Origin of the sequence: Flavobacterium calami, assembly GCF_038290035.1 — a bacterium.
In the GTDB taxonomy this organism is placed as follows: Bacteria; Bacteroidota; Bacteroidia; order Flavobacteriales; family Flavobacteriaceae; genus Flavobacterium; species Flavobacterium calami.
The window spans coordinates 112,689-133,575 of the sequence record NZ_JBBYHS010000010.1; the positions used below are offsets into that span (position 1 = coordinate 112,689).

The following is a 20,887-nucleotide window of genomic DNA, read 5'->3' on the forward strand; positions in this document are numbered from 1 at the left end:
TTTTTGCTACAATGGTTTATTTTTCTTTTCTTTGCACCCTGATTTTGAATAACGATAAAAGATAAGTATAATGTCAAGAGTTTGTGACCTTACAGGTAAAAGAGCGATGGTAGGAAATAACGTTTCTCACGCTATGAACAAAACTAAGAGAAAGTTTTCTGTAAACTTAGTTAAAAAGCGTTTTTATCTTCCAGAAGAAGATAGATGGATTACTCTTAGAGTAGCAGCATCTACGATAAAAACAATTAATAAAAATGGAATCACTGCTGTTTTGAAAAAAGCACAGTCAGAAGGATTTATCAAATAATCTTTTCCTAAATAAATATATAGCAAGATGGCAAAGAAAGGTAATAGAATCCAGGTAATTTTAGAATGTACTGAGCACAAAACGTCTGGTGTTGCAGGAACTTCTAGATATATTACAACTAAGAACAAAAAAAATACTCCGGATAGATTAGAGATTAAAAAATTTAATCCAATCTTGAAACGTGTAACTGTTCATAAAGAAATTAAATAATAATTAGAGATTTTATGAAGTCTCAATTAGAGATTTTGTTTAATTTCAAATAACATTTGAATCATGGCAAAGAAAACCGTAGCATCGTTACAAACAGCTTCTAAGAGATTGTCAAAAGCCATCAAAATGGTAAAATCTCCTAAAACTGGTGCATATACATTCGTAGAATCTATTATGGCTCCTGAAGAAGTTGATGAATTCTTGAAAAAGAAATAATTACAATTACATTATATAGAAAAGCTACTTTCACTCCGAAAGTAGCTTTTTTATTTTTATATTTGTTTAAAATTTAAAGAAGCATTACAAATTGGCTTTTTTTAATAATGGATTCCCGCTTTTTGCTATAATCTTTTATTCTGAACTCCGGAATAAAAGGATTTTCGCTTTAAACGTTGTTCACTGAACTCTGATTGAAATGAAAATTAGGTGAAGTAATCGGGGCTAATTAAAAACAATTGGTCTTCTTTGAAGATTTGGATTTCAGATAATCAAAATCTAGAAGTCTAAAACAATCTAAATAACCTACACAAAATGAGTTTTTTTAAAAAATTATTTTCTACTGATAAAAAAGAAACCTTAGATAAAGGTCTTGAAAAATCAAAAACTACTTTTTTTTCAAAGTTAAGTAAAGCTATAGCCGGAAAATCTAAAGTCGATGACGATGTTTTGGATAATCTGGAAGAAATTCTGGTAGCTTCTGATGTTGGAGTAAACACTACTTTGAAAATCATCGAAAGAATCGAGAAACGTGTTGCGGAAGATAAATATTTAGGAACAGACGAATTGAATCAGATTCTTCGTGATGAAATCGGTGCTTTGTTGTCTGAAACCAACACAGGCGAAGCAACAGAATTTGAAATTCCGAAAGACAAAAAGCCTTATGTTTTGATGGTTGTGGGAGTAAATGGGGTAGGTAAAACAACTACAATTGGTAAGTTAGCTTATCAGTTTAAAAAAGCGGGTTATAAAGTAGTGTTAGGGGCTGCCGATACATTTCGTGCCGCTGCTATCGATCAATTGCAAATTTGGGCAGACCGTGTGGATGTGCCAATTGTAAGACAAAATATGGGAAGTGATCCTGCTTCTGTAGCTTTTGATACTTTGCAGTCTGCAGTTGCTCAAAATGCCGATGTGGTTATTATTGATACCGCAGGCCGTTTGCACAACAAAATAAACTTAATGAACGAACTTTCAAAAGTAAAACGTGTGATGCAGAAAGTAGTTGCGGACGCACCTCATGATGTGCTTTTGGTTTTGGATGGTTCTACAGGTCAAAATGCTTTTGAACAGGCTAAACAATTTACAGCTGCAACTGAAGTAACTTCTTTGGCTGTTACAAAATTAGACGGAACTGCAAAAGGAGGTGTTGTAATTGGTATTTCGGATCAGTTTCAGATTCCGGTAAAATACATTGGTGTTGGCGAAGGAATTGAAGATTTACAAGTCTTTAATAAATATGAATTTGTAGACAGTTTCTTTAAATAATTTTCTTAAGTAATAAAATGAGTTTTTCTTCTTTTAAAAATCTATCTCCAGTTGCATTTTATTTTGCAAGTGTTCTGTGTTTTGTTTTGGCAAATGTTTCAAAAGATAAAAGTTTGTCTTTTTATTATATTCTATTGGTTTTGGGACTTGTTTTCTTTTTCGCTGGAATGCTGAAAAGAATCCGTACAAAACGATAGTTTGTAATTATTTCTCTATTTGATTTTATGAAATATTACTGCTTCATTTTACTGTTTGCTCTGTTATCCTGTACGAACAAGAAAAATGATAGGGATGAGAAAGAATTTCAAGGAGAACCTCAAAAGGTAATTGTTATTCAGCCTTTGGGTAATTTTAAACTCAATCAGGCAGAAAAAATTTTCTGGCAAATCAAGTCTGTCAATTCGGATGTGGTTTTAAGACAAAATATTCCTTTTCCTGAAAATTCATTTTACAAACCCAGAAACAGGTATCGCGCCGACAGTATTATTAGAAATCTTAAAAATAATATCGGTGTAGATTCAGTAATTGTGGGATTGTCACATGCTGATATCAGTACAACTAAAAACGGAATTAAGGACTGGGGCGTTATGGGCCTGGGTTATAAACCCGGAAAGGCCTGTGTCGTTTCTGATTTCAGATTGTCAGTAAAAAATAAAAACGAACAATTTTATAAATTAGTTCTGCATGAATTGGGGCATACTGCAGGTTTGCCTCATTGTAAAATTAAAACTTGTTTAATGCGGGATGCTAAAGGCGGAAATCCTTTTGATCAGGAAAAAAGCTTTTGCAGAGAATGCAAAAGCTTTTTAAAAAGTAAAGGATGGCAATTAATCTAAAATGCTGATTCGGTATTTTATTGATACAAAGCATTAATTTTCTCCCATAAAACTTTATCAAAATCAGAAAGAGCCAGATTGACATCATCTGCAGCATCTCCCATTCTGATAACGACCATTTTCTTGCTTGGAATAACGTAGATTTTTTGGTCGTTTTTTCCTAAAGCCATAAACATATCGTTTGGTGCCGTTGGAATTATACTTCCTTGAAAAGTAAGCTGTGACTGAGGTAAGTGATAATTCGCTTTTCCGTTCAACCACCACAAGTAGCCATATCCTAAATTAATGTTTTGAGATGTAGTCGTAGCTTCATTGAAATAAGCTTCATTTAGAATAGTAGTATTGTCCCATTTTCCTTTGTTCAGCATCAATAACCCAAAACGTGCCATACTTCTTGTGTTGCTCGTGTAAACGCTGTTTACATCTATTTGAACCCAACTGCCATTCATACCAATTTTATCCCTTAATTTAGTATTGAAATAGGTTGACCAGTTTTGCCCGCTTGCGGCTGCAACAACGTCCTGAAGTTTTACGTAAACATTATGATATGCCCAGCGTGTTCCTGCATCGGCTTTGTAGACTAAATCGGCAGGTTCAACATCATCTGTGCTGTCATCAAGGCCTGAGGTCATCGTTAACAGATGTTTGCAGGTAATTAGATTTTCTTTAGCAAGTGTTTCGCTTGTCCAGCCGTTGCCCAGATATTGTGAAACTTTGTTATTGATGTTTAACAAGCCTTCCTGCTGGGCAATTCCTGTAACAGTAGCCGTTAGTGTTTTTCCGGCACTTGCCCAATACCAGGGTTTAGTTGCAGAATGATCACCGAAGTAATTTTCTAAAACGATTCTTCCATTGACTAATAGAATAAATGATTTGGAGTTTTTGAGTTCTAAATAATCTAATAGTGGCTGAACCGCGTTCTGATTCCATTTTAGGTCCGAAATAGATTGGGTTTCCCAGGTATTTCCTGTCAGAGGTGGAAAATACATGCTTTGAGTGGTGGATGTGTCAGTAGTGCTGTCTTCTTTACTACAATTGACGAAGAATAATAAAATCAGGATTTTACAAATTGTTTTAGTCATGGTTTATGTTTTTGGTTTGGGGTTTGACCAAAAATATGTAAAATAGTTTAATGTGTTTAGCAGATTTTTATCTCTTTTCAACTTTATAAAGTTAACTTTGTAGTTCTCTAAAAATCTTTTGAAAACGGGAGCCCTAGCCCTGATGGAAGCGGCATCCTTTTATGGCAGGGTTTGCCATAAAAGATACAGCGGACAGCAGGAAACAGCTTCTTATTAAAATGTATAGTATGAAAAAAACTTTTATGATTTTGGTTTTGTCGCTTTTGTTTGTGGGCTGCAAACAGGATATTAAACCGGCAGATATTGCAAAACTGAATGGCTATTGGGAAATTGAAAAAGTGGTTTTTGATAAGGGTGAGGAGAAGGCTTACGGAATGAATGAGAATTTTGATTATTTTTTGATTAAAGGTGATAAAGGTACCCGAACCAAAGTGATGGCGCAGCTTGGCGGAACTTTTTTGACAACGAATACTTTTGAAAATGTTTCGGTTCGGTTTACAGATAAAGGAACTTTTTTGGACTATAAAACGGAGTATGCGAAATGGAGTGAAGAGTTGATTTCGATTTCGGATGAAACTTTTGTAGTAAAAAACGACCAGAATAAAGAATACCATTATAAAAAATCAGGACCAGTAAATTTATTAAACGATGGCAAAAAGACTAAATAACGAAAGTACGATTGGAGCTGTTTTGCAGCAGATTATTCAGGTGAATAAACTGCAACCCGGTATGGATCAGATTGATGTAAAAGAGGCATGGGCCAATTTGATGGGTAATGGGGTGAAAACGTACACCAAAAATGTTGTTTTGAAAGGGAGTACGCTTTACGTAGAACTTGGATCGGCTGTTTTGCGTGAAGAATTAAGCCATGGAAAATCTAAAATCGTTAAAATGATTAATGAAGAATTAGGCCGTGAGGTTGTGAAGGATGTGGTTTTGCGTTGAGTTTTGTCACAGTTTTCAGTCACAGTTTTCAGTGTTGGACTCTCTAGAAAATAAAAAATCCTGTTTGTGCAAACAGGATTTTTTTATGAATTACAATCACTGAATACTGTGACTGCGACTGGAAAACTAATTATTAGAATTGCTCTCTGCCAGCAAAATGAAACGCACTTTCGATAGCAGCATTTTCATCGCTGTCAGATCCGTGAACGGCATTTTCTCCGATAGAAGTTGCGTATGCTTTACGGATAGTTCCTTCAGCAGCTTCAGCAGGGTTTGTAGCTCCGATTAAAGTTCTGAAATCTTCTACAGCGTTGTCTTTTTCTAAAATAGCTGCAACGATTGGTCCACGTGACATGAATTCTACCAATTCTCCGTAGAAAGGTCTTTCTGCGTGAACTGCGTAAAATGCTTTTGCATCAGCTACAGTTAATTGCGTTAATTTTAATGAAACGATTTTGAAACCTCCGTTAGTAATCATTGCAAGGATATTCCCGATATGTCCGTTTGCAACAGCATCCGGTTTAATCATTGTAAAAGTTCTATTTGTAGCCATTTTTTGTGTTTTTTAAATTTGGTGCAAAAATAGAACTTTTTTGCGAATTGATTTTAATAAATTCATAATTAAAGCACTGCAGAATGATGTTTTAACCAAGAAAAACTTTTTTTTAAAGCATATAAGTAATATAAGTTCATTTAAATACCTGTGCGGAATATCGATTGCAATTAAGCCATGCTTCTAAAATGAACTTATATTACTTATATGGTGAAAATTTTAAACCTTGAATATTAATTTGTTTCTGTAGAAAATCCATAGAATAAAGGTCCAGATTCCAACATAAACTAACGCTCCGGCTAATGAAGCTGTCATTGGATTACTGAAAAATGGCGCAATCCAGAAGCGATATAAAAATTCTAAAAGATTAGTCTGCACTTCGGGATTTTTTGGATTCCGGAATTGAATCATGACCAAAGCCTGCGGAATAATCTGTGAACAGAAGAAAACAATCATTGGGTTTACTCCCCATATTAAAAATGGTTTAAATCCTTTTTTGTAATCGGCAATATCAATCAGATAATACAATATGGTAAAAAATACGGTTGCTAATCCTGTTGTAAATAAAACATAACTGCTTGTCCAAAGGGATTTGTTGATTGGAAAAACCAAATCCCAAATTAATCCTAAAACAATCAGTCCGGCGCCGATTCGGCCCATTTTTAGTGCTTTTTTTATTTTTGGACTTTCACTTTGCAAGAACTGTCCAATTAACAATCCGATGATTCCGTTTACGATAGACGGAATAGTACTTAAAATTCCTTCGGGATCCCAGGTTTTGGTTGCGGAGTACATGTGATCTTTTAGTAAAATACTATCCAGCCATGAAGCCAGATTAGTTCCTTTTTCAAGATTAGCGGCTCCAATTCCGGGAACGGGAATCAGTGTCATTATACCCCAATATCCTAATAATAAAACTGCTCCGGTTATAATTTGTGTTTTTAAAGTTGTTTTTAAATATAAAAGAGATACCACGAAATATACAATGGCAATTCGTTGTAAAACTCCCGGAAGACGAACATCATGATAGGCTTCGATACCACTGTAAGCCAGATACAGATAAATAAACAGAATCGAAAAAGCTAAAATGTTTTCTACTTTAGAACTAAAACTTCCCATTAAGGCATAACCTACGGCAATAGTTATGGCTAAACGAACAATGAGAAGCGGGATTCCTTCAAGACCAAACAACTGGATTTTTTCGAAAAAGTTGAAGAAAATCCCCAAACACAACATTCGCAGTGAACGAATCAGGATTTTACTAAAAGTAGTATTGTCATAAAATTTATCAGGCATTGCAAGCGGAACGGCAATTCCCATAATGAAAATAAAAAAAGGAAAAACTAAATCGGTTGGCGTACAGCCGTGCCAGCTGGCGTGCAATAATGGCGGATAAACATTGCCCCAGTCTCCGGGATTGTTTACAATTGTCATTAACAAAATAGTGAGTCCTCGAAAGACATCTAGCGAAATTAAGCGTTCTTTTACCATTGGTTTTGGGTAAATGGATTAATTAATAATTTTAAAAATCGCTATTTGGTTTAGGGAATAATAATTTTGAGAAGAGAGTGGTTATTTGTTTCTCAGAATTATTACAAAATTATTTTTGCTGCAAATTAATATTTTTTTGGATTTGTAATTCAGTAATATATGTTTTTGTTTATATGGTAATAATATCAAAATTATGTTCCAAAGGTTTTAGTTTCTGAATCAAAAGCGGAATCAGTTGTTCTCCTTTTTCTAAATAAAATTCAGAAAAATTTGCCTGACGTTCCTGTAAGCTATTATTTGGGAATAACTCAAATTGTAAATCGGTTATGCGCTGTAATTCGTCATCTAATTTTCTTTTTTGGGCTTTTAGTAAACGTTTTTCCAGATTTTCCAGCCCTTTTTTTTGTTTGATTTCCTGTGCTTTTACAGCTCCCGAAAATGATTTATCCGTTTGATCTGCTAACTCGTAAAGATATTTAAATTGTTTCTCTAATGTTTCTTTTTGATCAGACAAATCAATTGGAAACGCAGATAATTTATGTGTGATTGTATTGACCAAATTAGCAGGTTTAGTAAACAAATCAGCCCAGCTTAAATTTAAATTATCGGCTTTTTTGGCTTGTTTTTCAGTGGCTAAAAGGACAGAGTTTCGAACTAAAAGAATTGGGAAAGTAATATTTACAGCATCAAAAAATGATTTCAATTCCAGCCAGTAAGCGATTTCTCCGCCTCCACCAATATAACACAGATTGGGTAAAATAATCTCCTGATAAAGTGGACGCATGATTACGTTTGGGCTGAATTTTTCAGGATTGCTTTCCAGTAATTTCAGGATTTCGTCTTTTGAAAATGAAATTCGGGTATTATTTACGTAATATTGATCTTTTTCAAAAATGATTCTTTCGCGCAGCTTATCTTCGATATAAAACAAATTTATCTCGCGCGGATTTACCTGAACACTGTAATCCTGAAGCTGTTCAATGGTTTTTTGAACCGTTTTGAAAGAAGTCTGCTTTTCTAATTCTTCTTTTACAAAAGGGATAAAAGCACGTTTTAAATCTGTCTCGTCAGCATCTATAATGACCAAACCATAACTGGAAAATAAACTGTTTGCCAAAAAGCGGGTTGCATCAGCCAGTTTTTCATGTTTTAAATAAGCTTCTTCAAATAGTTTTTTAAGCACATTTGCATTGGTACTTGAACCTAACTCTTTAGAGTAAATTTCAAAAAAATCAGTTAGGCCTTCAGTTGAAAGTCTGCCAACAGGACCGGTGCTTTCTTTGTTCCATCTGAATTTTTTCCCCTTGAAATTAAAATAATTGATCTCTTCAAAATCATGGTCTTCCGTTGCCATCCAATAGACCGGGACAAAATTATAAGTAGGATATTTTGACTTTAATTCTTTGGTCAGATTAATTGTCGAAATAATTTTATATAAAAAATACAAAGGACCGCTAAACAAATTTAACTGATGGCCGGTAGTGATTGTAAAGGTATTTTGAAGTGCCAGAAGTTCAATGTTTTGCTTAGTCAAGTCTGAAATTTCTATTCCGGCATGTTGTTTTTTTAAGACTGAAACTAGCGGAATTCGATTGTCATTATCGAAATTTGATTGCTTTTCTATGATTTGTTTTTCGAAATTTTCAAGTGTTGGAAAGCGATTGTACAGCGGTTTTAATTCTGGTTTCTGATCTAAATAGTCTTGCATCAATTTAGAGAAATACCCTGAGTTTTGATAGCTGATACAGTCGGTTGGCATAATTTTGAATTTATTTTTGACAGCTGTAAATTTAATGAAAATATGCAGTTAAAAATGGTTTTAACGATTGCTTATGATTTGATTTTTGTTTTTTTGTTTAAAAACTTTGTAATCAGGTTTTTAGTTTTTTAAAAGTTGTGTAACATTGAAAATTTATAAAATTTGTTAAAAAGAATAGGTGTTGCGAAACTAATTGTTCTAAAACTAAATTATTCACAATGAAACTATACTTTTGTAATCAAAAAAAGTTATATCAGTTTTCACATGAAAAATAATCCTAATCAAAAGAACTCTTTAAAACATGTTCTTTTTGGAAGCCTTATTGGTACCACAATCGAATTTTTTGATTTTTATATTTATGCCAATGCAGCCGTATTGGTTTTTCCACAATTATTTTTCCCTGGTTCAGATGCCACCATGGCGACCCTGGAATCTCTGGCGACTTTTTCAATTGCCTTTTTATCCCGTCCGTTGGGTTCTGCTTTTTTTGGACATTACGGAGATAAGATTGGACGTAAATTTACCTTAGTTGCAGCCTTATTAACTATGGGGATTTCGACAGTTACCATCGGATTTTTGCCTGGGTATGCCAGCATTGGTGTTGCCGCTCCGTTATTATTGATGCTATGCCGATTCGGGCAAGGTGTTGGTTTAGGAGGAGAATGGGGAGGAGCTGTTTTACTTGCGATTGAAAATGCACCACCCCATAAACGTGCCTGGTACGGAATGTTTCCGCAATTGGGAGCACCAATTGGATTGCTGCTTTCAGGAGGAACTTTTTTAGTATTGACGGATTCAATGAGCAATGAAGATTTTATGAATTACGGCTGGAGAATTCCTTTTATAGCCAGTTCACTTTTGGTTATAGTTGGTTTTTATATCCGAACCAAAATCTCTGAAACACCATCTTTTGAAAATTCTAAAAATGCACACGAAGAAGTAAAAGTCCCGTTTTTAACTTTGGTGAAATCCTATAAAAATCAATTGATTTTTGGAACATTAGGAGCTGTAACAACCTTTCTGGTATTTTATTTAATGACTGTATTTACCCTGAGCTGGGTTACCTCAGATTTAGGTTATGTAAAAAGAGATGCTTTGTTGATTCAATTGTTTTCGGTATTGTTTTTCGCTCTTTTTATTCCAATTTCAGCTTTGGTTGCGGATAAAATCGGGCGTCGAAAAATATTAATTTACACTACAATTGCCATTGCTGCTTTTGGATTTTTCTTTTCATTATTCCTTAATTCCGGAAGTCCGTTTTTGGTAACCGCTTTTGTCTGTATCGGAATGTCTTTGATGGGATTTACTTATGGGCCTCTGGGAACATTTTTATCAGAGTTGTTTCCTACCACTGTTCGTTATTCAGGTGCATCCTTAACGTTTAATCTGGCTGGAATTTTAGGAGCAGCATTTGCGCCCATGATTGCCATTTGGCTGGCAAGTACGTATGGTTTGAATTATGTTGGTTTTTATCTGACCATTGCAGCTATTATTTCTTTAGTTTCCTTTTTAGTTATTTCTAAAAAAGTACACCAGTTTTAATATTACTAAAAACTAATTTATAGGGAGGTAACGAGTCATTCGTTACCTCTTTTTTTTTGGAAAAATCTTAAAATAGTTGATTAATTTATGTTTTATGAAATTTTATTTACGCCTTAAGTGTTTGTATTTTAATGTTTTGAAAATTTTTTTAAGAAAATTTTGTGATTTAATTTGTTTATTAAAAAAATAATTCACAAAATTTGCATCAGAAAATAAGTAATTAACTATTAATAAGCGAAGACAATGTTTGTATTAAACCTTACCTCTCAAAACATCGCATCAGGATCAGATTCTGTTGGCATGTGTCTTCGTGGCTTTTCTCAATCATAGCAAATCAATTTTAGAGATATGAATAAGCCCGAAGGAAAATAACTTTCGGGCTTTTTTTTATTCTAGACACTTCAAAAATTCCCGAATATCAGAACTGAATTTATCTGTTTCAGATAAAATGTTTATCAAAATCTATTTGCTCAGATTTTGCATGATGTTTTGAGCATATTCTTATGCCTTAAATGTTTTAAGATAAAGCATTTCATCTTGCGAAAAAAAACAGGCAATATTGATTTGGAAGAATTTCAATAGTAAAAAACAAATGGGAAATAAATTATCCGGAAAAGACCTGATTAAAATAGGCTTTCCAAAAAATAATAGTATCAATATTGCCTTGGGGCAAATCAACCGATACAGAAAACGAGAAAAAAAAGAGAGTATATTAACCGAAGCCAAAGAAGTTTTACTGTTTCCGGAAAAATTTACCGGACACGGAACCTGGGGAAAAGTGGCGGAAGGATTGGTAAATCCGGTACAGGTGAGAATGCATCAGCTTAATAATACGAGAGCGCCTTTCTCTATATTCGGAGAAAATGAGATTGATGAACAGGCGAAATATCAATTGTATGACGCCTTAAAATTACCAATTTCAGTAGCCGGAGCTTTAATGCCCGATGCGCATTCCGGTTATGGATTACCAATTGGCGGAGTTCTGGCCACAGATAACGCTGTCATTCCGTATGGAGTTGGAGTAGATATCGGCTGTAGAATGAGTTTGTCAATTTTTGATATTCCGGCTTCTTTTTTTAAGGGAAAAGAGCATCAGCTGGAAGCTATTTTAAAAGACAATACCAAATTTGGAATGTATGAAACACACACCATTCGGGCAGATCACGAAGTATTCAACCGAAGTGAATTTCAGGATATTCCGCTTTTGAAAAACCTTTTAAATAAAGCGTATAAGCAATTGGGAACCTCGGGCGGAGGAAATCATTTTGTAGAATTCGGAATTGCAAAAATCACCAATCCGCTCAACGAATGGAAGATTGGAGTTGGAGAATATTTTGCAGTGCTTTCGCATAGTGGTTCAAGAGGTTTAGGCGCTAATATCGCAAAACATTACACCTATCTGGCAACCAAACAATGCCCGCTGCCTAAAAATGTGCAGCATCTGGCTTGGCTCGATTTGAATACACACGACGGTCAGGAATACTGGCTGGCTATGAATTTAGCTGGGGATTATGCCAAAGCCTGTCATGATGATATTCACCGCCGAATTGCAAAAGCAATTGGTAAACGAGTGGTTGTGACCATTGAAAACCATCACAATTTTGCATGGAAAGAAATCGTAAATGGCAAAGAAGCTATTGTGCATCGCAAAGGAGCAACTCCTGCAAATGCTGGTGAACTGGGAATTATTCCGGGTTCGATGACCGCTCCTGGATTTATTGTTCAGGGAAAAGGGAATTCGGAAAGTTTAAATTCGGCTTCTCATGGTGCGGGGCGATTGTTTTCTCGTAAAAAATGCAAAGAATCCTTTACCCAAAGTGAGATTAAAAAAGTCTTGAAGGCAAATGATGTGACTTTAATTGGTGGTAATATTGACGAAGCACCAATGGCTTATAAAGATATTAATAAAGTAATGGCTAACCAGACGGAATTGGTAGATGTACTAGGCACATTTACACCAAAAATCGTTAGAATGGACAGATAATTATGGAAAAAATAATTCAAATAACATCAGGACGCGGCCCGGCTGAATGCAGCTGGGTTGTGGCTCAGGTGCTGAAAACTTTCCTTGAAGAAGCAAATGACAATAAGATAAAAACGACTTTGCTTCAGCGGGAAAAGGGAATCGAAAACGGAACTGTCGAAACAGCTACAATTTTACTGGAAAGTGATAATCTGAATACGTTTATAAGCTCATGTACAGGAACCATTCAGTGGATTGGGCAAAGTCAGTTTAGAAAATTTCACAAACGCAAAAATTGGTTTATCGGAATTTTTGAAGTTGATAAAGCGACAACTACCGAAATTTCGGAGAAAGATATTCAATATCAGGCAATGCGCAGTTCTGGTGCAGGAGGACAACATGTAAACAAAGTAAGTTCGGCAGTACGGGCAACTCATGTTCCAACCGGAGTTAGTGTAGTTGCAATGGATTCGCGATCGCAGCACCAGAATAAAAAATTGGCAACCGAAAGATTGCTGCAGAAGTTTAAGAACGAAACCGTTAAACAATTCAAAGCCGAATTTCAGGCGCAATGGATGAACCAATTGCAGATTCAGCGTGGGAATCCAATTCGGATTTTTGAGGGATCTGATTTTAAGAAACAAAAACAAGTTAAAAATTACAAACAGGAACGGCAAAGATTAAAACGGGAAGATTATTTCGACCGCGAGTAAGAATAAAATCTTTGCATTCCGAATAGAAAAATTATGAAAACAGTAGATAAATATCTTTTTCAGGCATTAGACAATTATCCGTATTCACTGGAAGAAACCATCGAATCATTGGATTACGCTTTGTCTTACGATGATAAAAATACCATGGCGTTATGTTTATACGGGCAGGTTTTTTCAGATCAGTTGTTCAAATATGAAGAAGCCAAAGAGTATTTTCAGAAAGCACTTTCAATTAATATCCATGCTTTAGAAGTGTATCCTTTTTACATTCATACCCTGATTTTGAATGAAGATTATGAAGAAGCAATGAAGCTGATTGATTTTGCATTGACAGTTAAAGGAATCAATAAAACGGAGATTCTTTTGAAGAAAGTAATACTTTTTGAGTGTCAGCAGGAATTTAAGAAAGCATTGAAAGTGATTAAAAAAGTAAAACTTACCACAATCAATACTTGTTATGATTATACGATTGAAGAAACTGAAAAAAGGCTGAACAAAAAACTGAATGGTGATTCGAAAAAAGACAAGTCGGCCAAGAAGAAAAAGAAGAATAAGTAAAAAAGAAAGGATGTCAATTATGGCATCCTTTCTTGCTTTTTAAATATTATCGTTTAAGACTAAAATGTCCTCTATATTCTGTCCCGTTGTATCGAGTGAGCGTAAACCAATAATCCGAAGCGGGTTCATCCTGTCCGAGATAAGTCCCGTCCCAAGAGGTGTTTACAGTTAATTCTTTGATGAATTTACCATATCTGTCGAAAATTCGAATTCCGGTATTAGGTTTTAAATAAGCAAAATCAATTGTCCAGCTGTCATTATAGCCATCATTGTTGGGAGTGAAAAATTTAGGAAAAGGAAGTTCTTCAACATAATTAATGCATTCACCAATCGTCGCATCAAGGATAGTGATGGTTACAGGAATTCTGTCGCTTTCACAATTATTTATAGTTTGGGAGGCGTAATAAGTAATTCCGTTTTCGAGTAAAGTTGATTCGGATAAAGAAACAGATGATGAAGCACTTTCAAACCATTGAATATTTTGTCCAGCTATATCAATGTCCTTAATTTTTGCATTTTTTTGGATGCAGAATGTTTGTGGGGAATCAGCAATTGGAACCTGAGTATCCTGTATTTTTACAGTAACGGCCAATCTTTCACTTTCGCAGTTGTTTAATGTTTGGGTAACATAATATATACCATTTTGAAGTAAAGTTGTTTGTGCTAAAATATTTCCATTCGTTGCCGAATCATACCATTTTATAGTTGTTCCTGTGATGTTTAGATTAGCAATGGTTGCATTTTGGTCAATACAAAATTGTTGGTTACGATTGCCGGATGGTAATGCTGTGTCATAAACTTTAACCAAAATCGCTGTTCTGTCACTTTCGCACCCTATAGTTTGAGAAGCATAATAGGTTTTGTTGTTTTCTAATAAAGTTGTATTGGGTAAGACAGCTGTAGCCGAGTTTGTGTCGTACCATTTTATGTTTTGACCTGATATTTGAACATTGCTCAATGTTGCAATTTCTTTTTTACAGAAATATTGATTTGGATTTCCTGTTGGTGCAGAAGGTGTATTTACAATTGAAACTGTAATTCCGAATCTTGGGCTTTCACAGCTATTTACAGTTTGCGATGCATAATACGTTTGACCATTTTGAAGATTTGTAGTTTCGGCTAATAAAGAACCATTATTTAATGCATTATACCATTTTATCTGATTTCCTGTAATTTGAATGTTGTTGATTGTTGAGTTTTGTTTCGAACAAAAGGACTGATTTGCATTTCCAGTTGGAGCTAAGGTTTTTTGAATATTAATGGTTACCGGAGTTCTTTCGCTTTCACAACCATTGATTGTTTGTGAGGCATAATAAACAGTATTGTTCTGAAGTACTGTTGTATTTGTTAAAAGTACTCCTGCAATTTGAGAATCGTACCATTTTATGTTTTGACCTGTGGTGGCAACTGAATTTAAAACAGCATTTTGTTCAAAACAGAAAGTCTGAGGGGTTGTCAAAGTAGGTTTTGGAGTAAAATTTGTAAAAGGAGTTATGACAACTGTGGTCGCATTTGAAACGCATCCTTTATTGTTTTTTATCTTAATAAAATATGTTTTAGGATCTAAATTTGATCGACTTGCGTTGGTACTCCAGCTAACACCATCATCGAAACTATATTCGGATGCTGTACTGGTAATGGTTATAGTACCTTTAAGATTATTACAATCAGGCTGAATTGTTGTGAATGCAGGATTAGCAGGATAATCTGTTGGTGGATTAATGGTTACAGATGATGGAGCAGATTCGCAACCGATACTGTTTTTAACACGAACAAGATATATTCCAGGAGTTAAATTTCCTGAATTTGGATTGGTTGAATAATTTGTCCCATTATCAAAACTATATTGAGAAGCTGTACTTGTAATTGAAATTGAGCCAAAAGGGCTGGAGCAGCTAATAGGCTGAGAAATATTTAAAGCTGGTGCAGAAGGAGCATTCGGCGGTGTTTTGATAGTTGCTTTATACGCAAGAGAAGCACACCCATTTGTATATTTTATTCGGATGAAATAATTTCCTGGCGATAAACTAGCAGTATTGCTGGTATCCCAGGTAGCACCATCATCAAAACTATATAAATTAGCAACAGTAGAAACCATAATACTGCCCTTGGCTGAATTACAACCTGTTGGGTCGGTTACTACAACTTGTGGAGCTTCAGGAATGGTTGGTGCAGTGTCAATAGTAACCGGTGTACTTAGAGAAACACAACCGGTATTATATTTAATCATTATATTGTAGGTTCCTGCCGATAAATTAGATTTTGTATTGGATGTCCCAAATGTGATTCCGTTATCAAAACTGTAAAAATCGGCTACGGTATCAATGGAAATTGACCCTGTAAAATTGGTGCAATTTGGCTGAGTAACTGTATAAGCAGGAGCCTGAAGCGGTGATAAAGCTGAAATAGTTACTGAAGCTGCATCTGAAACACAACCCGCTGCATTTTTAATTTTTATGAAATAAATCCCCGGAGAAAGATCTGTTTTTGTATTAGAAAAAACGTAAGTTAATCCGTTGTCATAACTATAAGTCGAAGCATTGGTAGTAATTGTAATAGCACCTTTTGAGGAACTACAGTTGGGTTGGGTAGTAGTAAATGCAGGGGCTGCAATTGTACTGCCGGAACTCAAATTGACTGTAGTGGTTAATGATTCACAACTATAAGAGTTTGTTTTAATTTTAATAATGTAAGTACCAGCCCCTACATTTATTTTTGTAGGGTTTGTTGTCCAGCTGTTTCCATCATTAAAACTATAACTTATAGCTGGTGTTGTAATGGTGATACTACCATCTGTGGCTCCGCAAGAAGAAGGCTGAACTCTTTGTACAGCAGGTGCTGCAGGAATTGCAGGAGGAATGCCGATATAGGCATAACTGCTGTATGAAGTACATCCTGAAGTGTTTTTTATTAATATATTATAAGTGCCAGAAGCTAAATTTTTCTTTACAGGATTAGTAGTCCAGGTTGTCCCTCCATCAAAACTGTATTGATCTGCAGTAGAGTTGATTATTACAGTTCCGCTAGGGGTACTGCAGGTAGGTGGAATGCTGGTAATATTTGGCGAGGGCAAATAATATTTATTGATGTAGAAATATTGTGAATTTGACTTACAACCCGTTGCATTTTTAATGAGTATAGTATAATTTGATGATGTAGGATTTAGTAAAATTGGATTGGTAGTCCAGGTTGTTCCTCCATCAAAACTATATTGGTCGGCCGGAGTAGTGATGGTGATGCTTCCTCCATTTCCACAGCTAGGCTGCACTACTTTTACATTTGGATTGGGAAGATAATAAGGATTGATAGATATCGGTATACTATTAGATTTACAGCCAGTTGCATTTTTTATCATAATGTTGTAATAACCAGAAGTGAGTCCGGAAAGAACAGGATTTGTTGTCCAGGTATAACCGTTATCAAAGCTATAAGAAGCTGCAACTGTCGCAATTGTAATTTTTCCATTGACACCACAACTTGGCTGCATTACTGTAAAATCTGGATTTGGTAAATAATACTGTTGTATACTCGTGGATGTACCATAAGGATTAGATGTGCATCCTGCTGTGTTTTTTACTACCAAAGAATAATAGCTGGGGTTTAGATTAGTAAATACCGGATTGGTACTCCAGGTATTTCCTCCATCTATACTGTATTGTGCTTCAGTTGAAGTAAAGGTTATACTTCCTCCATTTCCACAAGTGGGCTGTGTTGTCTTAAAAGTAGGCACAGGTAGATAAAAAGTTTGAAGATATAATGAGTTTGAGTTAGACACACAACCTTGAGCATTTTTAATCATTGGGGAATAATAATATCCTGGTGAAAGATTTGAAAAAACAGGATTAGTAACCCAATTTATACCGTCAATACTATAATAATCCGCAGTTGTATTGATTTTAATGCTGCCTTTTGTTGTACAGGTAGGTTGAGTTATCGTCAAATTAGGCTGTGCCAACTTAGAGGAATCCATATAAATGGGGATCATATTGGACATGCAATTAGCTTTTTTAATCAATAAATAATAATATCCTTGTTTTAAATTATTAAAAACATTGCTGGTACTCCAGGTTGACCCATAATCAATACTGTAAGAATCTGCAGTAGTATTGAATGTAATATTGCCAATATTTCCACAACTTGGATTAGTAACGGTATAGTCCGGATCAGGAAGTCTTGGTTCGTTAATTAAAACGTTTACACTGTTAGAAATACATCCCAAATTATTTTTAATTACAATATTATAATAGTTATAAGAATTCAGATTTGATTTGGTAGGAGAGGTTCCCCATGTGTAGCCTCCATCAAAGCTGTAAAAATCGGCAACTGTTTTTATAGTAATACTACCCGAAGTAGTACAAGTGGGCTGAACAACAGTGTAAGTAGGTGAATCTATATTTGGATTGTTTAAATAAGTATAATTTGAATAAGAGGTACAACCAATACTATTTTTTATAATTACTGAATAAGAACCTGGAGGTAAGGATTTAGAGTTAAGAGTTGTCCAGGTTGCACCATTATCAAAACTATAAAAATCAGATAATGAGTTGACAGTGATTTTTCCGTTTCCACCACAAGTTGGCTGTTCCACACTAATAACCGGAGAGCTCAGGTATGGCTGATACAAATAGACATAGCTAGCAGGACTAATACATCCCGCACTGTTTTTTACCTTTATTTGATAGTTGCCAAAAGGTAAAATTTTAACATTATTACTTGTCCACGTTACTCCATTATCAAAACTGTATGAATCAGCTATTGTAGTTATAGTAATACTTCCATCTCTTCCACAAACAGGTTGCTCTGTTGTGTATTCAGGAGATACATTTTGAAAATTATTTAAATAAACATAAGTATAATTGGAAGTACAGCCCAACGCGTTTTTAATCCCGACAGAATAGCTTCCTGTATTTAAATTACTCTTTGTGCTGTTTGTAACCCAAGTGGTTCCTCCGTCAAAAGTGTAAAAATCTGCGAGAGTATTGATAGTAATACTTCCCATTACAGTACAGGCAGGCTTTGTCGTAGTGAAGCTTGGAACTTCTAACGTATTACTACTAAGGAGTACATTGTTGGCTGAAGAAATACAACCTTGTAAATCTTTGGTACGAATTTTATAATTTCCAGGCATAAGACCTGTAGCAACCGAATTATTGACCCAGGTTACACCGTCATCAAAACTATAATATGTGGCAGGAGTTGTAATGGTAATGCTGCCAGTATCTCCGCAAAACAAAGGATTTGTATAAGTGTAATTTGGATACGAAGTAGAAGCTGCTGTAATTGTTACACTTTGAGAATACGAAGTACATCCATTTACGGTCTTTATTTTTACTAAATAATTTCCGGGATACAAATTGCTCCTGGTGTTGTTTGTACTCCAGGTTGCGCCATCATCAAAGCTGTATTGTGATGCCACTGAAGTTACTTTTATAGTTCCTGTGGTAGAAAAACAAGAAGGTTGTGTAATCTGCAAGACAGGAGATACCGCAGTTTGGCTGGGTTCAATACTAACACTCGCATCACTGCTGCATCCAAAAGAATCAGTAACTGTAACGGAATAATTACCTATAGAAGTTACCGTAATACTTTGAGAGGTTTCACCTGTATTCCAAAGATATGAAGATCCGGAAGAAGCTGTCAATACAGTGCTTCCCGAGCACACATTTAAAATACCTGTAATATTTGCCGTGGGATTTCTTACCTCTAAACTGGCTGAAATTATTTTGTAACAAGAGGCATCTTTACTTACCCTAACAAAAATAGAAGCGCTTGAACTTGAATAACTTGTGAAATTAGTGATTCCATTAAGGTTGGCTTCTGCGTCATTATAATTTTTGAAATAACTAAAATTTAAACCTGTAGTAGATGATACTACTAATGAATTTAATTTTGACAAATCAAAGTTTTCGCTTCCATCCCGATTAGTATCACACTGCGATATTTTGGCATTCGTTACATTAATATTACAGCTTGAAGTACAATTCAAAAAAGAAATATCCCAGCCAGAATTGGCGTCAGGATCGGTGGCAGAATTAAATGAAGTTCCTGTACATGAAGTTCCGGAAATATCATAATCTATTTGTACTCCTACATTATAATTTGCACTGGTAGTATTAGGAAAATCGGCAGCCTTGAGTGTAAAACAAAACTTTTTATTTGTAGTGTCATGACTTGACGTAGTTGATGTACTGTAAACAGAAACGTTACTACTGTTATAAACCGTTAAAGTGATATTTTTTACTGATGCAGAAATTCCTCCGGAATTAGGGATAGTATAAGTGCCACAAACTGAAACAGGTAGACCAGGACAAACTTTGTTTAAAGGGTCAAGTTCTATTGAACCCTGAAAATTCTCTGCAGAATGTATTAAACAAATATCATCAACATACATATACCCAAAATGCCCGCCCAATCCGCATCTTGAAGCCATAAATTCAACTGTAAATTCTTCATTATTAGGAATTGATGAAATGTCTAAAAATCCGGATTGCCAGTTGGTTGTATATAAAGTAACATAATAAGAATCTTGACTCGGAACTTTGGAGAAAATGCAGTTTTTTTCATCTCCCACCAAACAAAATTCATTTACAACTGTTTTGTTTTTGTCTAATATCCTTGCTTTTACAAAAGCCTGGTTATCGGTGTGGCTATTGTCGTATACACTTTGCAATACGGCTTTGTAGTTGAATTTTAAATAATTTTCATTGTTTGTTTTAAACCTTTTACTTTGAACAATAGAGCCATAAGTAGAGGAGTTTTCATGATTAATTTTAAGAGCATATTGATCAAATGCTTTGATATCACCTATGTAAGGGTCTACCAGATTTGCCGAAACCCCCGTTGCCATAATGTTCATATTAGCAGGGTTATAACGATTGATATATGAATCGGCAGTATTGGTGATGGAACGGCATTGTGTTGGACCAGGAGGATCTCCTATTGTATAAAGAAAATTCTTTAGATAGCTATTACCATTTACAGTTTCATATTGCTCAAAACCTCCATTAGTACACATTTCTACAGCCTGAAGTATTGCAGCTGTTTTTGAAGTTAAATTTCCATTTTTTGAATCCGTTACTTTTTTTAAATTCAGGGTTTCTGCTTTCTTTTTTTCTTCCCTGAGTTTCAAGAATTCTTTTTGCTGTTCTAAATCCTGAATTAAATGCCCATGTTTATCTTCTAATAAAAAAACATTGGATGCATTGGGATTGATTTCTTGTGAAAAAACAAAAAAGCATTGAAGAAATAGAATAAATGAGAGTGTAATTTTATAATTCATTAACAAAATTTTGTAGGCAAATGTAACTAAAAAACTAAATTCTAAATTAAAAAAATAGTGTTTTGTAAGTTTTTATATTAAAAAATAAGAGGACAATTTATACACGTCTTTTTTTTGTTAAATAATACTAAAATATCCCGTATTTTTGCAGAAAAATAACTCCT

The 20,887-nt window shown here is 34.8% G+C and carries 16 protein-coding genes; 11 read left to right on the plus strand and 5 right to left on the minus strand.

From position 1 onward, the window contains the following. The first annotated feature begins 70 nt into the window (after positions 1-70). From rpmB to AAEO57_RS10830, 5 genes are all read left to right on the plus strand, one after another. Positions 71-307, plus strand: a complete 237-nt coding sequence (gene rpmB, locus AAEO57_RS10810; RefSeq protein ID WP_008468080.1) for a 50S ribosomal protein L28 — start codon at positions 71-73, stop codon at positions 305-307. Positions 308-334: 27 nt separating this feature from the next. Beyond that, entirely contained in the window at positions 335-517 is a 183-nt protein-coding gene (gene rpmG / locus AAEO57_RS10815) for a 50S ribosomal protein L33 (RefSeq protein WP_017495179.1), read from the plus strand. Between the two features lie 63 nt (positions 518-580). Further along, complete coding sequence (locus AAEO57_RS10820; RefSeq protein ID WP_070261881.1) at positions 581-733, plus strand: DUF4295 domain-containing protein; 153 nt, start codon at positions 581-583, stop codon at positions 731-733. Between the two features lie 315 nt (positions 734-1,048). Further along, on the plus strand, positions 1,049-2,002 hold the full coding sequence (gene ftsY / locus AAEO57_RS10825) for a signal recognition particle-docking protein FtsY (protein ID WP_341692439.1): 954 nt from the start codon (positions 1,049-1,051) through the stop codon (positions 2,000-2,002). 224 nt (positions 2,003-2,226) lie between these two features. Further along, positions 2,227-2,838 carry a Zn-dependent protease gene (locus AAEO57_RS10830; protein WP_341692441.1) on the plus strand — a complete coding sequence of 204 codons (612 nt, stop codon included), beginning with the start codon at positions 2,227-2,229 and terminating at the stop codon, positions 2,836-2,838. A gap of 17 nt (positions 2,839-2,855) precedes the next feature. On the opposite strand, the gene AAEO57_RS10835 is transcribed toward AAEO57_RS10830, so the two are convergent. Further along, positions 2,856-3,920, minus strand: coding sequence for a serine hydrolase domain-containing protein (locus AAEO57_RS10835; RefSeq protein WP_341692443.1), 1,065 nt, complete (start codon positions 3,918-3,920; stop codon positions 2,856-2,858). A gap of 227 nt (positions 3,921-4,147) precedes the next feature. Between AAEO57_RS10835 and AAEO57_RS10840 the strand changes: the two genes are divergently transcribed. Then, entirely contained in the window at positions 4,148-4,588 is a 441-nt protein-coding gene (locus AAEO57_RS10840; protein ID WP_341692445.1) for a hypothetical protein, read from the plus strand. Continuing rightward, the gene (locus tag AAEO57_RS10845) at positions 4,569-4,865 is read left to right on the plus strand and encodes a DciA family protein (RefSeq protein ID WP_341692448.1); all 297 of its coding nucleotides are present in this window, start codon (positions 4,569-4,571) and stop codon (positions 4,863-4,865) included. The genes AAEO57_RS10840 and AAEO57_RS10845 overlap by 20 nt, the downstream gene beginning before the upstream one ends. A 133-nt stretch (positions 4,866-4,998) precedes the next feature. On the opposite strand, the gene AAEO57_RS10850 is transcribed toward AAEO57_RS10845, so the two are convergent. From AAEO57_RS10850 to bshC, 3 genes are all read right to left on the minus strand, one after another. Further along, positions 4,999-5,418 (minus strand): nucleoside-diphosphate kinase, encoded by a 420-nt coding sequence (locus AAEO57_RS10850; RefSeq protein ID WP_012026941.1) that lies wholly within the window; start codon positions 5,416-5,418, stop codon positions 4,999-5,001. A 219-nt stretch (positions 5,419-5,637) separates the two neighbouring features. After that, on the minus strand, positions 5,638-6,909 hold the full coding sequence (locus AAEO57_RS10855; RefSeq protein WP_341692450.1) for an acyltransferase family protein: 1,272 nt from the start codon (positions 6,907-6,909) through the stop codon (positions 5,638-5,640). A gap of 169 nt (positions 6,910-7,078) precedes the next feature. Then, complete coding sequence (gene bshC, locus AAEO57_RS10860) at positions 7,079-8,668, minus strand: bacillithiol biosynthesis cysteine-adding enzyme BshC (protein ID WP_341692452.1); 1,590 nt, start codon at positions 8,666-8,668, stop codon at positions 7,079-7,081. 264 nt (positions 8,669-8,932) lie between these two features. On the opposite strand from bshC, the gene AAEO57_RS10865 reads away from it, so the two are divergent. The 4 genes from AAEO57_RS10865 to AAEO57_RS10880 all read left to right on the plus strand — a co-directional run bounded on the left by AAEO57_RS10865 (position 8,933) and on the right by AAEO57_RS10880 (position 13,444). After that, positions 8,933-10,210 carry an MFS transporter gene (locus AAEO57_RS10865; RefSeq protein WP_341692454.1) on the plus strand — a complete coding sequence of 426 codons (1,278 nt, stop codon included), beginning with the start codon at positions 8,933-8,935 and terminating at the stop codon, positions 10,208-10,210. Between the two features lie 592 nt (positions 10,211-10,802). Further along, the gene (locus tag AAEO57_RS10870; RefSeq protein WP_341692456.1) at positions 10,803-12,194 is read left to right on the plus strand and encodes an RtcB family protein; all 1,392 of its coding nucleotides are present in this window, start codon (positions 10,803-10,805) and stop codon (positions 12,192-12,194) included. A 2-nt stretch (positions 12,195-12,196) separates the two neighbouring features. Continuing rightward, positions 12,197-12,886, plus strand: coding sequence for a peptide chain release factor H (gene prfH, locus AAEO57_RS10875; RefSeq protein ID WP_341692458.1), 690 nt, complete (start codon positions 12,197-12,199; stop codon positions 12,884-12,886). Positions 12,887-12,919: 33 nt separating this feature from the next. After that, positions 12,920-13,444 (plus strand): tetratricopeptide repeat protein, encoded by a 525-nt coding sequence (locus tag AAEO57_RS10880; RefSeq protein ID WP_341692460.1) that lies wholly within the window; start codon positions 12,920-12,922, stop codon positions 13,442-13,444. Between the two features lie 46 nt (positions 13,445-13,490). Here the strand turns inward: AAEO57_RS10880 and AAEO57_RS10885 are convergent, their stop codons facing one another. Then, a complete protein-coding gene (locus tag AAEO57_RS10885) occupies positions 13,491-20,723 on the minus strand; it encodes an Ig-like domain-containing protein (RefSeq protein WP_341692463.1) in 7,233 nt (2,410 codons plus the stop codon). Positions 20,724-20,887 lie beyond the last annotated feature (164 nt).